Genomic DNA, 13,340 nt, shown 5'->3' on the forward strand with positions numbered 1-13,340 from the left:
GGAAGAAATAATTTTCAGAGGACGTGTCGATTCCCAGCCCCCTGGTTCGTTGTACCCAATGAAGGGCACGCACCACGCGTCCCCACGGGAGACCGCAATGAAAGTGATGGTGATCGTGAAGGCCAACGCCGACTCCGAAGCCGGCCGCATGCCCAGCGAACAGGAACTGTCCGAAATGGGCGCCTTCAACGAACAACTGGTGGCCGCCGGCATCATGCTGGCCGGTGAAGGCCTGCACGCCACCCAGCGCGGCCGTCGCATTCACTTCGGCGGCGGGACACCCCAGGTCGAGGCCGGTCCGTTCGGTCCTGCCAGTGAACAGATCGCCGGCTTCTGGCTGTGGGAGGTGCGGTCGCTGGACGAAGCGGTTGAATGGGCCAGCCGCGCGCCGTTCGGCAGTGGCGGCACGCTCGAACTGCGTCCCTTGATCTCCGCTGAAGACTTCGGTGAAGCCTTCACTCCCGAATTACAGCAGCAGGAACAGCGTCTGCGTGCACAGCTGGAAGGTTGACCCGATTCATCTCCACGCCGGGCACGACCCGGCGCTACCGCCCTGAACCACATCACGGAGTATTGCCATGAGACTGATTCCCTTCCTCGGCTTCAGCGGCCAGGCCCACGAGGCGATGGCGTTCTACGCCAAGGCACTCGGTGGCCAGGTCACTTCGGAAATGAAATACCGCGACATGCCGCCCTCCGATGGCTCGCCGGGCTGCAACGAGATGCCGCCGGAAACCCTGGACCACGTCGCCCACAGCCAGCTGGAGATCGGCAACGCCATCGTGATGGCGGCCGACGGCCCCGGCGGCGGCGAGGGTGGCTCGACCACCATCAATGTTGATGTCGACAGCATCGAAGAAGCCGAACGCGTGTTTGCCGCGCTGGCCGAGGGGGGCCAGGTGCAGATGCCGATCGCCGAAACGTTCTGGGCGCACCGCTGGGGCATGCTGGTCGACCGCTATGGCAAGCCGTGGATGGTCAACTGCATGAAGCAGCCCTGATTCCTCTCTTTCTTTCATCCACAAGGAGCTTCACCGATGAGTGCACCGCAACCGCAGATGATCTTCGTCAACCTGCCCGTGCAGGATCTGAACGCGTCCAAGACCTTTTTCGCAGCGCTGGGCTACAGCTTCAACCCGACCTTCACCAATGGCGATGCCGCCTGCATGGTGATCAGCGAGAGCATCTTCGTGATGCTGCTGACCCAGCCGTTCTTCAAGCAGTTCACCACCAAGCCGATCGCCGACGCACGCAGCCAGACCGAGGTGATCACCTGCCTGTCGGCGGACAGCCGCAAGGCGGTGGACGTGATGGTGGACAAGGCTCTGGCGGCCGGCGCCAGTGAACCGCAGCCCGCGCGCGACTACGGTTTCATGTACCAGCGTGGCTTCCAGGACCTGGACGGCCATCTCTGGGAAATCGCACACATGGACGGCGAGCCGGGCTGACGGCCGCCGCAGGGAGAACCCGCATGGCTTACGTGGACGCTTACGTGCTGCCGTGCCCGCAGGACAAGGTGGCGGCCTACCGCCGCCTTGCCCGCAAGGCCGGCGCGGTGTGGAAGGACCATGGCGCGCTGCAGTACATGGAATGCGTGGCCGACGATGTGGAACCGGGCAAGAGCACCTCGTTCCCGCGCGCCGTCAAGGCGAAACCGGGCGAGACGGTGATCGTCGCCTTCGTGGTGTTCCGCTCGCGCGCGGCACGCGACCGCATCAACGCAAAGGTGATGGCCGATCCGCGGCTGGCGTCGCTGGGCCTGAAGGACATGCCGTTCGATACCCGGCGCATGTTCTGGGGCGGTTTCAAGCCGATTGTTGAAGCGTGAGCTGCGGCGCTTGTGCGGGCCGGGCGTGCGTGCTGTGATCGGCGCATGCTCGAGCCCGCACTGACGCAGCGTCTGGAAACCCTCTGGCGGATGGAGTCGCCAGCGCTGATTGCGCGCCTGGCGCGGCTGCTCGGTGGCGATGTCGGCCGTGCCGAGGAGCTGGCCCAGGACACCTGGCTGGCCGCGCTGGAGCGTTGGCCGGAGCAGGGTATCCCGGACAACCCCGGAGCCTGGCTGATGACCACCGCGCGCAACCGTGCCATCGATGTGCTGCGCCAGCACCAGCGGGTGACGCAGCAGCATGCGCAGTGGGGCGAGGAACTGCATCCGGCGGCACTGCCGGCGCCGGATGACAGCCAGGCACTGGAGGACGACCTGGGCGATGACCTGCTGCGGCTGATGTTCGTGGCCTGCCATCCCGTGCTGCCTGCCGATGCGCGGGTGGCACTCACCCTGCGCCTGCTCGGTGGCCTGACCACCATCGAGATCGCGCGTGCGTTCCTGCAGCCGGAGCCGACCATCGCCCAGCGCATCGTGCGCGCCAAGCGCACCCTGGCGCAGAAGCAGGTGCCCTATGAAGTGCCGCGCGCGGAGGCGATGCCGGAGCGCCTGGCCTCGGTGCTGGAGGCGATCTATCTGGTGTTCAACGAAGGCTATGCGGCCAGCGCCGGTGATGACTGGATGCGCCCGGCGCTGTGCGAGGAAGCGCTGCGGCTGGCCCGCATCCTGGCGCATCGGTTGCCGGTGCCGCCGGTACTGGGCCTGCTGGCGCTGATGGAACTGCAGGCTTCGCGCGCAGCGGCACGGGTGGACGCGCAGGGCGCGCCGGTGCTGCTGGACCAGCAGAACCGCGCGCGCTGGGACTGGCTGCAGATCGACCGCGGGCAGCAGGTGCTGGCGCGCGCGTTGGCCATCGGTGGCGACCAGGATCCGTATGTGCTGCAGGCGCGCATCGCGGCCTGCCATGCGGCTGCGCGGCGCGCCGACGCGACCGACTGGCCGCGTATCGCCGCGCTCTATGCACAGCTGCTGCAGGTGCAACCTTCGCCGGTGGTGGCATTGAACCGGGTGGTGGCGATCCTGCGCAGCGAAGGCCCGTTCGCCGCGTGGGCGCAGCTGCAGCCCCTGCTGGTCGACGCGCGCCTGCGCGACTATGCGCCGCTGCAGGTGGTGCGCGGCGAGCTGCTGCAGGCACTGGGGCGTGAGCAGGATGCGCGTGACGCTTTTGGCCAGGCCGCTCGGCTCAGCCAGAACCAGGCCGAGCGCGGACTGCTGCGGCAACGGGCGGGCCTGCCCTCCACGGACTGAGCCGACAAAGGCAGCACTTGTCGCCGGCCGCCTGAGCGGCTATGTTTCGCGCCCAGCGGACGCATCAGCGTCCGCGATCCGTGCGTATTGACCGAGGAGCGGTTGGATGTATTCAAGGACGAAGAGCGCATCGCGCGCTTTTGCGCGCCTGCTTGCCTGTGCCCTGTGCCTGGCCGTATGGCCGATGGCCGTGCAGGCTGCGGACAAATCACAGCAGGCCTATTGGGCCGGTTTTGCCTATACCGCTGACGCCGCCGCCGTGCAGGCGACCACCCCGCATGCGCACGCGGTGCTGGAACGGCGTGGGCTGGTCCCGCTGAACCAGACGCTGGCACAGTCGCTCAAGCGCCGCGCACCGGCCCACCTGGAGCTGATCGACCAGCCGGTGGCGATGCTCGACGGCACCACCAGTGCCACCGTGCTGGCCGCTGCGCTGGATCGCGAGCTGGTCTCGGTCGAACCGATCGGCGACCAGTACAAGGTGCTGGTGGAAGTGGCGCTGCAGGCGTTGTTCTTCGACTTCCGCGAGCGCCAGGTGATCGCCTCCTATCCGCTCACCCTGCAGCGCATCGACGTGCAGGACTACCGTCCGGACAACGACGATATCGACGCGATCGTCGCCGATCTGCTGTACGGCGGTGCCGATACCAGCCTGTCGCAGGTACTGGCGGCCAGCCTGGCGCAGGCCCGGTTGCCCGATGCCGCCGTGCGTCGCCTGCAGGTGGGCGGGGTGACCCTGTCCGACGCGGCACGCGCCAAGCTGCCCGATCCGAAGTGGGAAGCACCGCTGCGTGCCACGCTTGCGCACGAACTGTCCAAGACGCTGTCGTCCAACACTGGCGTTGGCCTGCTGCCGCCGGCCTCGGGCCAGGCGATCGGCGGTGCGATGGCCGCCCGCTTTGCCGACGGCAAGGTCTACCAGCTGAAGATTCCCGAACCCGACTACGTCATCCAGCTGCAGGTCGATGCACTGAAGAACGGCGTGATCGAGGAAACCCCGGCGATGAAGACGATGCTGTTCGGCGCCTTCTTCACCGCCAAGGTGAGCGAGCCGTTCTCGGGCAAGGTCTATTTCGAACAGCCGCTGCGCAAGGGGGCCACCAAGGTGGTGCCGGTCACGCAGTGGCAGGTCGACCAGTGGTCGGCCAGCTACGAAACCCTGCTGGCCGGCTTCGACGCCTTCGCCGGCGCCGCCGCCAAGCGTGCCGATTCGCGCGCCTGGCTGGACGAACAGAAGCCGGGCGGCCGCCCGTTGCAGCAGCAGACCCAAGCCCTCCAGGAGTTGATCAAGTCATGTCGTTGATGCGTACCATCCTGCTCATCCTCATCGCGCTGGCGGTGGCCTCGCCGGTCGCTGCGCAGACCGCGAGTTCGCGCGGAACCGGCTCGGCCAGCTACGGCCTGCGCCTGAGCGCCGATACCCGTGCCCAGGCCCTGAACAAGGCCAAGGTCAATGCCCTGGAGGCGTACATCGCCGAAACCGGTGCGGCCAAGCTGCGCCTGTTCGAGGCGCGCCGCGCCGAGTTCATCGGCGAGATCGACCGCTACGTGCTCAGCGCCGTACAGCTGTCGGACACCGAAGACAAGAAGGCCAAGACCTACAGCGTCACCGTCCGCGCCGAGATCAACACCACCCTGCTGCAGACCAAGCTGGATGCGGGTTCGGCCGTGGCCGGCGCCACCGCTGCGCAGCGCTCGCTGCTGACCTTCCTGTTCATGGCGCGCTCGCAGGACACCGTGCAGTCGTTCCAGGACAAGGAATACCGCCGCGTCGACGCCAGCAGCAGCTACAGCGAGAACACCCGTGAAGGCGACAGCTTCCGCGGCAATTCGGTCAGCACCAACGGCAGCATCAACCAGAACGGTTCGGTGTCGGTCACCAGCGGCGGCAGCACCACCGCGCGCGCCGACAACATCACCTGGAAGGTGGCCAACGCCGCCGAAGTCAACACCGCGATGACCGGTGCCTTCAGCGCCGCCGGCTACGAGGTGGTTGAAGCCGAGTACGTGGAAGGCGAGTCGCGCGGCCTGCTCAGCATCGAGCGCATCCGCAAGGACTTCAGCACCGGCAACGACCTGGCCCCGGCCACCCTGCGCGACACCGCCAATGGCATCCGTGCGGCCAACATCCCGTACATCGCCGTCGGCACCCTCGACGTCGGCATGCGTGACCGCGATCCGGCCAGCGGCAACACCCGCGTGTTCGTCACTGTCACCGGCAAGGTGCTGGACGTGACCGGTCGTTTCCCGCGCACCGTGTCGTCGGTCGGCCCGGTGCAGTTCTCCGGCACCGGCCCGAATGAAACCGTGGCCCGTACCAATGCCCTGCAGCTGGCTGCCGAAAAGGCCGCCCAGCAGATGATCAACGAACTGAACGTCAAGGCGGTCCGCTGATCCGCCGCCCCGTTGGGTGCCGAGCTCGCTCGGCATCGCCCCTGGGTTACCGATTCCCCACGTGCCGCACGCGGCCGTTTCTTCCAAAGGACTCTCACATGATCCGCAATACCGCTCTTGCCCTGGCCATCGCGGCCGCCACCCTGTCGATGCCGGCCCATGCCGGCCTGGGCAAGCTGAAGGACCTGGCCGGTGGCTCCACCGGCTCCTCCAGCAGCACCTCCAGCGCTGCTGCCCCGGACGAAGCCGCGCAGGAAGCGCTGGTGCGTCGTTTCGTCAGCTCGCAGTCGCACTCGCTGCAGGCCCAGACCTCGTTCGCCCGTGCCTTCGGCCTGGCCGAGCAGGTGCAGCTGCTGGAAGCCGAGCGCCAGGCGCTGTCGTCGGGTTCGGTCAGCGTCGATGCGATGAAGAAGTCGGTGTCGGTCAGCGAAGCCGCCCAGGCCGCGATCGACGAGCGCCAGGCCGCGCAGCCGGAGCTGAACGCTGAATCCAAGCAGCACTACGCCGAAGGCCTGGTCTCGCTGCTGTCCTCGGCTGCCGAAGCGCAGAAGCTGGGTGGCGAAGCCAGCAACTTCACCGCCGGCATGAAGAACCTGGGCGCCACCCAGATGGCTACCGTCGGCCGCAAGCTGGCCGCTGGTGCATGGGTGGCCAAGGAATCGCCGGGCTTCATCCAGGGCCTGTACGGTTCGACCAAGTCGGCTGTGACCTTCGCCAAGAAGAGCAAGGTCAAGGTGCCGTCCAACGCCGACTCGATGCTGGGCCAGCTGGACAAGATGAACTGATCCGAGGCGAATCCCCATGCGTACGACCTCCCGTTTGATCGGCCTGGGCCTGGCTGCCGCGCTGCTTGCAGCCTGTGGCAAGCAGGACACCCCGGCCGAAGCGCCCGCACCTGCCAAGGACAAGGCAACCAGTGCACTGGCCAGCAATGCGCCAGTGGAAGCAGCGCCCCTGCGTGGCACGCCGGATTTCGGCGGCACCACCCAGGTCGCGCGCGAGGCCGACGGCATCGGCAGCACCCCGGAACTGGCGGTGCTGGCGGCGTTGCAGTCGGCGGTGGCGCAGGTCAACGGCGTACGCGTGGCCAGCCAGATGCAGAGCCTGCGTGCAGGCCTGCATGTGGATGTGGATGACGAACACGTCGGCGATATCCGCGCCGACGCGTTCACCCAGCAGATGATCGCCGGCTCGCAGGGCGCGGTGCTGGGCTATGAAATCCTGTCGCAGGACGAAGTGCGGCAGCTGGATGAAGAAACCATCGCGCGCGTGCGCGCCAGCGACGAAGGCTGGAGCTTCAAGGGTTCGGCCTCTGCCAGCGCGTCCGGCGAGGCCACGGCCAAGGGCGGCGGAGCCTCGGCCAGCGTCAAGGAGAGCTACGACGAGAAGGTCAGCGTCGATGCCAAGCGTGGCGCAAGCTCGTTCGATTCGGACGTGACCCACCGCAGCATGCGCAGCTACTGGAAGGTGCGCGTGCGTGCACAGATTGCCCAGTACCGTGCACCGGACGAGCAGGGCAAGCCGAAGATCGTGGTCGCGCTGCCGCGCACCAAGGCCGGCAGCTATGCCGTGGGCGATGGCCGCGTGAGTGCCGATGAAGTGGCCGACGCGATCCGCGCGCGCCTGTCCGACACGCTGACCCAGACCCAGCGCTTCATCGTGCTGGATCGCGAGTTCGGCGACGAACTGCAGGCCGAGATCGACCATATCAACAGCGGCAACGTGCGCCTGCAGGACACCGCACGCGTTGGGCAGCAGCTGGCGACCGACCTGATCCTGATCCCGACCATCGAACGCTTCGAGTACCCGCGCAGCGTGCGCAACCTGCGCATGTCCGACCGCCAGGTGACCTCGTACTCCGGTGGCGGCCGCATCACCCTGCGCCTGATCAACGCCACCACCGGCCAGGTGGTGATGTCCGACAGCTTCGACCACCAGCTGGCCTCGACCGGCCCGAGCACCCTGCCCCGCGTGGTCAACGGCCGCAACATGGCCGCGGCGATGATGGAATCGCTGTCGGGCCAGATCGGTACCACCATCGTCACCACGCTGTTCCCGGTGTCGGTGGTTTCTGTGGACGGTGACCAGGTGGTGCTGAGCCAGGGTGGCGAAACCCTGCAGGCCGGCCAGCGCTGGCAGGCCGTGCGCCTGGGCGAGGAACTGAAGGACCCGCAGACCGGCCGCTCACTGGGCCGCAGTGAACACCCGTGCTGCACCATCCGCATCGACCGCGTGGCCGCACAGACCTCGTACGGCACCATCGAAGACGGCGTCGACGCGATGCGCGGCGGTTTCCGCCCGGGCCAGATCGAACTGCGCCAGAAGCTGGGCAGCAAGCCGGCCGCCGCCGCAGGTGCGACTGCCTCGGCCGCTCCCGCCGCCGCCGCACGCCCGGCGGCCAAGCCGAAGCCCAAGCCCGCTGCTGCCCCGGCCGAAGACCCGAACTGGTAACACGCCCAAGCAACACACCGATGGGGTCAGAGCCCTTTTCCGGCGGGAAAAGGATCTGACCCCTTCGTGTTTCCGTGCGTGTCGACCAAGGTCGACACCCACCAACAGCAGTGGGACCCCGCCTACCCTCAGGAAACCAGCTTTTGCTGTTGCTTCGGCTGTTGCCGTTGTTTCGGCAGGTGCAGGGCGCAGCCCTGGCGAATCCCATTACACTCCAGAAGGATTTCCCTGCTGGAGAGAGCAATGAAACGAGTGGTACTGGGCGTACTGGCCCTGTCGGTGTCGAGCGCACTGATGGCGGCCACCCCGAAATTCGATGGCGCGCGGATCTCCGCCGACGTCAAGGAACTGGCCTCCGACGCCTACGAAGGCCGCTCGCCGGCCACCGCCGGCGAAGAAAAGACCATCGCCTACCTCAGCAAGCAGTTTGCCGACGCCGGCCTGCAGCCGGGCGGCGACCTCAAGGACGGCAAGCGCCTGTGGACCCAGGCCGTGCCGCTGCGCAAGGGCGACATCGTCGGCGCACCGCAGCTGGCGCTGCACCAGGGCGGCAAGACCCTGCCGCTGGAGCAGGGCAAGCAGATCGCCGTGCGCGCCGCCATGAACGGCGCCAGCAGCGTCGACATCAGCAAGGCCCCGCTGGTGTTTCTCGGCTACGGCGTGAAGGCACCGGAGCGCAACTGGGACGACTTCAAGGGCGTGGACCTGAAGGGCAAGATCGCCGTGGTGCTGATCAACGACCCGGACTTCGAAACCGGCCAGGGTGATTTCGACGGCAAGGGCATGACCTATTACGGCCGTTGGACCTACAAGTACGAGGAAGGCGCCCGTCAGGGTGCGCAGGGCGTGCTGATCGTGCACGAGACCGCACCGGCGTCGTATGGCTGGGCCACCGTGGCCGGCTCCAACACCAACACCATGTTCGACGTGGTGCGTGACAACCCGGCAGAAAGCCACCCGCTGCTGGAAGGCTGGATCCAGCGCGACCTTGCCGTGGAGCTGTTCCGCTCGGCCGGGCAGGATTTCGAGGCACTGAAGAAGAAGGCGCAGCAGCGCGACTTCACCCCGGTGCCGCTGACCGGCGCCAGCCTGGACGCGAAGTACGCGGTGAAGACCGAAGTGATCACCTCTCACAACGTGGCCGCGCGCCTGGAAGGCAGCCGCCATCCGGACGAGACCATCATCTACAGCGCGCACTGGGACCACATCGGCGTGGGCGAGCCGGACGCGCGCGGTGACCGCATCTTCAACGGCGCGCTGGACAACGCCAGCGGCACCGCCTCGCTGGTCGAGCTGGCCCGTGGCTTCGCCAAGGAGAAGCGCCCGCAGCGCTCGCTGCTGTTCCTGGCGGTCACCGCCGAGGAAAAGGGCCTGCTGGGTTCTGAGTACTACGCCACCCATCCGCTGTATCCGCTGGAAAAGACCGTGGCCGTGATCAACATGGACGGCATGGCGCCGTTCGGCCCGTCGCGTGACTTCGGTATCTACGGTGCCGCGCGCTTCGAGCTGCTGGACCAGCTGAAGGACGTGGCCAAGGGCTGGGATATCCGCTACACGCCGGACCCGAAGCCGGAAGCGGGCCTGTTCTTCCGCTCCGACCACTTCCCGTTCGCCAAGCGTGGCGTGCCGGCGCTGTCCTGGTCGGCCGGCCAGGACTGGGTGGACGGTGGCGTGGCCGCAGGCAGGAAGGCCTCCGAGGACTACACCGCCAAGCGCTATCACCAGCAGGGCGACGAGTGGCAGCCGGACTGGGTGTTTGCCGGTGCCGCGCGCGACCTGGAAGTGCTGTACACGCTGGGCAACCAGCTGGCCAATTCCCGCGATTGGCCGAACTGGAGCAAGGACGAGGCGTTCCGCGCCGTGCGTGACGCCAGCGCCGACCAGCGCAAATAACGGCGTCCGGTAGTGCCGGCCGCTGGCCGGCATTGCCGCCCCCGGAAACGCCGGGCCGTGCCCGGCGTTTCCATAACGGCTTCCATCCCAACTTTCCCGGCCTTCGTCGCAGCCTGCTTGCTTGCCCGGCGGGCCGCCCTATGCTCGGCTCACCCCCTTCCTCAAGGCGCCGCCGTGTTCGCCAGCCTCTCTCTCCTGATCCGCCACCTGCTGGCCTGGGCTGCCGCGCTGGTTGTCGCCGGCATGGTCTGGAGCGGCATCTTCAGTGGCATGAACGATGGCCCGGGCTGGATCTTCGGGCTGCTGGCGATGTTCCTGATCATTTCCGCGCTGGGCAGTGCCATCACCCACATCCGCCGGGTCTGGCTGGTGGCCGGTCGCCTGGATGCCACCACCCTGTCCGGCCGCCAGCGCCGCCAGATCGAACTGCCGATGGACGCGGGCCACGCCTTCTCGGTGGTGGAGGCGGCGATTTCCGAACTACCGCGCGTCGAAGACGTGGAAAGCTCGGCCGGCAGCCTGCAGGTGCGCGCCTATGTGCGCCGGGTCGACCTCTGGAACGGCCGCCAGCCCTCGCGCTGGAACCTGCCGGCGCGGCTGGCCATCAAGCGCAACAGCGTGCTGGCCACGGTCACGCCGGGGCAGGGCACCAGCACCGTGACCCTGCTGTTCGAACCCGATGCCGGCTGGTGGGCCGACCTGCTGGCGCTCGACGAAGGCAGCAACTTCGAGAACGCCGAAGCAGTCACCCGTGCGATCAGCCGCCGCGTCGCCGACCAGCGCCGCGACGAACAGGCTGCGGCCGAACAGACCCAGGTGGAAAAGGAACTGTCGGTGGCACGCTTGAACCTGTTGCATGCGCAGGTGGAACCGCACTTCCTCTACAACACGCTGGCCAACGCGCAGGTACTGACCCGCACCGATCCGGCGCGTGCCGAACAGATGCTCGGCCACCTCATTCAATACCTGCGCAGCTCGTTGCCGCAGGTGGACGAATCGGTATCCACGCTGGGCGTGGAGCTGGACCGCACCCGCGCGTACCTGGAAATCCTGCGCATCCGCATGGGCGCACGCCTGGCGGTGGAAATGCAGGTACCGAACGAACTGCACGGCGTGCACCTGCCGGCGATGGCACTGCAGACGCTGGTGGAGAACGCGATCAAGCACGGCCTGGAACCCAAGCCCGGCGGTGGCACGATCTGGATACTGGCGCGCGGCTTCGATGACCACGTGACCGTGACCGTGGCCGACGATGGGCTGGGCTTCGGCCAGGGCACCAGCGGTACCGGCATCGGCCTGAAGAACCTGCGCGAGCGCCTGCGCCTGACCTGCGGCGAGCAGGCCGGCGTGGCGATCGTTGCCAACTTCCCCAGCGGCGTGGCCGCGACCATGACCCTGCCGCAGTCGCCCAAGGAGCGCAGCCATGCCGCTTGAAGCCCTGATCGCCGAAGACGAAGAACTGCTGCGGCAGTCACTGGTGGAGCAGCTGGGCCGGTTGTGGCCGGAGCTGAAGCTGGTGGCCGAGTGCGAGGACGGTGCCAGTGCACTGGAGCAGCTGGCCGAGACGCAGCCGGATATCGCTTTTCTCGACATCCGCATGCCCGGCATCAGCGGCATCGAGGTCGCGCGCTCGCTGTCCGAGCTGAGCCCGCGCACCCAGGTAGTGTTCGTCACCGCCTACGACCAGTACGCCATCGATGCGTTCGAGCAGGGCGCGATGGACTACCTGTTGAAGCCGGTCAGCGACGAGCGCCTGCTGGCCACCCGCGAGCGCATCCTGTCGCGGCTGCCATCAACGCGACAGGACGATGCCGTGCTGGAGCGCCTGCTGCAGCGGCTGGGCCCGTCGCAGGGCGCAGCGGAGCGCCCGCCACTGGCCTGGATCACCGCCAGCAACGGCCGCGAGACGCAGCTGATCATGCTGGAAGATGTGGCCTACTTCCGCGCCGACAACAAGTACACCACCGTGGTCACCGCTGCCGGCGAAAGCCTGCTGCGCACACCGTTACGTGAACTGCTTGAAGTGCTCGACCCGCAGCACTTCCGCCAGATCCACCGCTCCACCATCGTCAACATGAAGGCGGTGGCAGCGGTGAGCCGCGACGACACCGGGCGCGGCGTGCTGCGCCTGCGCGGGCGCACGGAGACGCTGGTGGTCAGCCAACCGTTCATGAGCCTGTTCCGCGGCATGTAGCCGCGCCGCAGTCTCCGCCGCCAGGAGCATTGCATGCGTTTTTTCCTGCTTGTCGGCCTCGCCGCATTGGCGCTTGCCGGTTGCCGGAAGTCCACTGAAACCGCGATCACCCGCACCACTGCCAATGGCGTGGACACGCTGTACAGCAAGCGCACGGTAGTGGACGGCGTGGCGCGTTTCGAGTGCATGGCCAGCCGCAGCGGCCAGTGCCATTACCTGGTGCTGGACCCGGCCTGTCGTCCTGATGCCGCCTGTGCGAAAGCGCCGATACGGTCGTTCGCGTTGGCGGCCGGCACGACCCGGGAGTTCAGGGGCCTGCCGAAGGGCTTCGCCCAGTGCGTCAGCGAGGATCGGAAAGAACAATGCCACCGTGAGTGATCACGGTGGCATTGTGGCTCCCCCCGCTTCCCTGAAGGGTCAGTAGGCAGGCTGTAGTGTCAGGTCGTGGTGGTGCTCGTTCTCGCCCACGTGGTTGAGGCGGCCGACCAGTTCGGAGTGCTGCTTCATGCGCCCGATCTCGGTCATGATGCGGATGTCCTCGTGGCGCAGCTCGCGCTTGGCGGTGACCGCCTGCTTGTAATCGAGCACTTCCGGGTAATGCTCGGCCAGGTCCAGTGCCTCGGCCACGTGCTCGACGCTGTCGGCCTTGGAGCTGATGCGTGCGCGACTGTTGAACGCCTTCATCCAGCGCTCGAAACCGGCCTGCTGATCGAACATGTTGGCCATGAACCAGATCACGAACAGGATCGACACCCACGAGCCGAACACGACTACCACGCGGGTGAACGTGATATGGAAGTCGTCGCGCCAGAGGTAGTTGGCGATCAGGCCAAGAATCAGCAGCGAGGCTGCCTGCCAGCCGACGATCGAGGCGATCAGCCATTGGCACTTGGCCTGGGCCAGCACCGCGACTTCATCGCGGATCTGCTGCTCGCTGAGATTGCGCCAATGCGCGACCTGTTTGTCGAACGGGCTGCTGTAGAGCTCGTTGTCGCGAAGCAGAATTCCCAAACCCTTGAACAAAGCAATCATGGCTGGCTCCTTGTGGAACGTGCGTCGATCAGCATTGGACGGTGTGGCGGTTCCAGTTCTAGCACTTCCAGCGAGCCGTGCAATGGGCGCAATGCCAAGCTGCGCAAGGGCTTTGCCTGAATCGGTGAATGTTGTTGCATCGCAGCATCGAGGGCGCTGCCTGCGACAGGATGTCGCAGGGTGAAATGTGCTGCGGCCGCACATGAAACCGTGGCTGAGTACGAAGACTCGCCGCCGCGG

Annotated in this window: 14 protein-coding genes; 13 read left to right on the forward strand and 1 reads right to left on the reverse strand. The window is 67.0% G+C overall.

Annotation, left to right across the window (positions count from 1 at the left end; genetic code table 11):
* Positions 1 to 97 precede the first annotated feature (97 nt).
* From QP609_RS02270 to QP609_RS02330, 13 genes are all read left to right on the forward strand, one after another.
* Positions 98 to 511 carry a YciI family protein gene (locus tag QP609_RS02270; RefSeq protein WP_197621154.1) on the forward strand — a complete coding sequence of 138 codons (414 nt, stop codon included), beginning with the start codon at positions 98 to 100 and terminating at the stop codon, positions 509 to 511.
* A gap of 67 nt (positions 512 to 578) precedes the next feature.
* The gene (locus QP609_RS02275; protein WP_014645772.1) at positions 579 to 1,001 is read left to right on the forward strand and encodes a VOC family protein; all 423 of its coding nucleotides are present in this window, start codon (positions 579 to 581) and stop codon (positions 999 to 1,001) included.
* Positions 1,002 to 1,037: 36 nt separating this feature from the next.
* Positions 1,038 to 1,448, forward strand: a complete 411-nt coding sequence (locus QP609_RS02280; RefSeq protein WP_197621155.1) for a VOC family protein — start codon at positions 1,038 to 1,040, stop codon at positions 1,446 to 1,448.
* 23 nt (positions 1,449 to 1,471) lie between these two features.
* On the forward strand, positions 1,472 to 1,828 hold the full coding sequence (locus tag QP609_RS02285; protein ID WP_197621156.1) for a DUF1428 domain-containing protein: 357 nt from the start codon (positions 1,472 to 1,474) through the stop codon (positions 1,826 to 1,828).
* A 45-nt stretch (positions 1,829 to 1,873) separates the two neighbouring features.
* The gene (locus tag QP609_RS02290; protein WP_197621157.1) at positions 1,874 to 3,136 is read left to right on the forward strand and encodes a sigma-70 family RNA polymerase sigma factor; all 1,263 of its coding nucleotides are present in this window, start codon (positions 1,874 to 1,876) and stop codon (positions 3,134 to 3,136) included.
* 106 nt (positions 3,137 to 3,242) lie between these two features.
* Entirely contained in the window at positions 3,243 to 4,439 is a 1,197-nt protein-coding gene (locus QP609_RS02295; protein WP_111205906.1) for a hypothetical protein, read from the forward strand.
* Complete coding sequence (locus QP609_RS02300) at positions 4,430 to 5,530, forward strand: hypothetical protein (RefSeq protein ID WP_014645777.1); 1,101 nt, start codon at positions 4,430 to 4,432, stop codon at positions 5,528 to 5,530. Before QP609_RS02295 ends, QP609_RS02300 begins: the two co-directional genes overlap by 10 nt.
* Before the next feature lie 98 nt (positions 5,531 to 5,628).
* On the forward strand, positions 5,629 to 6,315 hold the full coding sequence (locus tag QP609_RS02305) for a hypothetical protein (RefSeq protein WP_049408541.1): 687 nt from the start codon (positions 5,629 to 5,631) through the stop codon (positions 6,313 to 6,315).
* A gap of 16 nt (positions 6,316 to 6,331) precedes the next feature.
* On the forward strand, positions 6,332 to 7,981 hold the full coding sequence (locus QP609_RS02310) for a CsgG/HfaB family protein (protein ID WP_041863036.1): 1,650 nt from the start codon (positions 6,332 to 6,334) through the stop codon (positions 7,979 to 7,981).
* Between the two features lie 243 nt (positions 7,982 to 8,224).
* On the forward strand, positions 8,225 to 9,874 hold the full coding sequence (locus QP609_RS02315; protein WP_197621158.1) for a M28 family metallopeptidase: 1,650 nt from the start codon (positions 8,225 to 8,227) through the stop codon (positions 9,872 to 9,874).
* Positions 9,875 to 10,048: 174 nt separating this feature from the next.
* Positions 10,049 to 11,308 carry a histidine kinase gene (locus QP609_RS02320; RefSeq protein ID WP_164166971.1) on the forward strand — a complete coding sequence of 420 codons (1,260 nt, stop codon included), beginning with the start codon at positions 10,049 to 10,051 and terminating at the stop codon, positions 11,306 to 11,308.
* The gene (locus tag QP609_RS02325) at positions 11,298 to 12,068 is read left to right on the forward strand and encodes a LytTR family DNA-binding domain-containing protein (protein ID WP_014645782.1); all 771 of its coding nucleotides are present in this window, start codon (positions 11,298 to 11,300) and stop codon (positions 12,066 to 12,068) included. The genes QP609_RS02320 and QP609_RS02325 overlap by 11 nt, the downstream gene beginning before the upstream one ends.
* Positions 12,069 to 12,101: 33 nt before the next feature.
* Positions 12,102 to 12,446, forward strand: coding sequence for a hypothetical protein (locus QP609_RS02330; protein ID WP_014645783.1), 345 nt, complete (start codon positions 12,102 to 12,104; stop codon positions 12,444 to 12,446).
* Positions 12,447 to 12,485: 39 nt separating this feature from the next.
* On the opposite strand, the gene QP609_RS02335 is transcribed toward QP609_RS02330, so the two are convergent.
* Positions 12,486 to 13,100 (reverse strand): hypothetical protein, encoded by a 615-nt coding sequence (locus QP609_RS02335; RefSeq protein ID WP_014645784.1) that lies wholly within the window; start codon positions 13,098 to 13,100, stop codon positions 12,486 to 12,488.
* Positions 13,101 to 13,340: the final 240 nt, after the last annotated feature.

Source organism: Stenotrophomonas sp. 8(2023) (genome assembly GCF_030345295.1).
In the GTDB taxonomy this organism is placed as follows: domain Bacteria; phylum Pseudomonadota; class Gammaproteobacteria; order Xanthomonadales; family Xanthomonadaceae; genus Stenotrophomonas; species Stenotrophomonas muris.

Coding starts and splice junctions, on each gene's coding strand:
- QP609_RS02270 (WP_197621154.1), top strand. CDS start 98: ATGAAAGTGATGGTGATCGTGAAGGCCAACGCCGACTCCGAAGCCGGC.
- QP609_RS02275 (WP_014645772.1), top strand. CDS start 579: ATGAGACTGATTCCCTTCCTCGGCTTCAGCGGCCAGGCCCACGAGGCG.
- QP609_RS02280 (WP_197621155.1), top strand. CDS start 1,038: ATGAGTGCACCGCAACCGCAGATGATCTTCGTCAACCTGCCCGTGCAG.
- QP609_RS02285 (WP_197621156.1), top strand. CDS start 1,472: ATGGCTTACGTGGACGCTTACGTGCTGCCGTGCCCGCAGGACAAGGTG.
- QP609_RS02290 (WP_197621157.1), top strand. CDS start 1,874: ATGCTCGAGCCCGCACTGACGCAGCGTCTGGAAACCCTCTGGCGGATG.
- QP609_RS02295 (WP_111205906.1), top strand. CDS start 3,243: ATGTATTCAAGGACGAAGAGCGCATCGCGCGCTTTTGCGCGCCTGCTT.
- QP609_RS02300 (WP_014645777.1), top strand. CDS start 4,430: ATGTCGTTGATGCGTACCATCCTGCTCATCCTCATCGCGCTGGCGGTG.
- QP609_RS02305 (WP_049408541.1), top strand. CDS start 5,629: ATGATCCGCAATACCGCTCTTGCCCTGGCCATCGCGGCCGCCACCCTG.
- QP609_RS02310 (WP_041863036.1), top strand. CDS start 6,332: ATGCGTACGACCTCCCGTTTGATCGGCCTGGGCCTGGCTGCCGCGCTG.
- QP609_RS02315 (WP_197621158.1), top strand. CDS start 8,225: ATGAAACGAGTGGTACTGGGCGTACTGGCCCTGTCGGTGTCGAGCGCA.
- QP609_RS02325 (WP_014645782.1), top strand. CDS start 11,298: ATGCCGCTTGAAGCCCTGATCGCCGAAGACGAAGAACTGCTGCGGCAG.
- QP609_RS02330 (WP_014645783.1), top strand. CDS start 12,102: ATGCGTTTTTTCCTGCTTGTCGGCCTCGCCGCATTGGCGCTTGCCGGT.
- QP609_RS02335 (WP_014645784.1), bottom strand. CDS start 13,100: ATGATTGCTTTGTTCAAGGGTTTGGGAATTCTGCTTCGCGACAACGAG.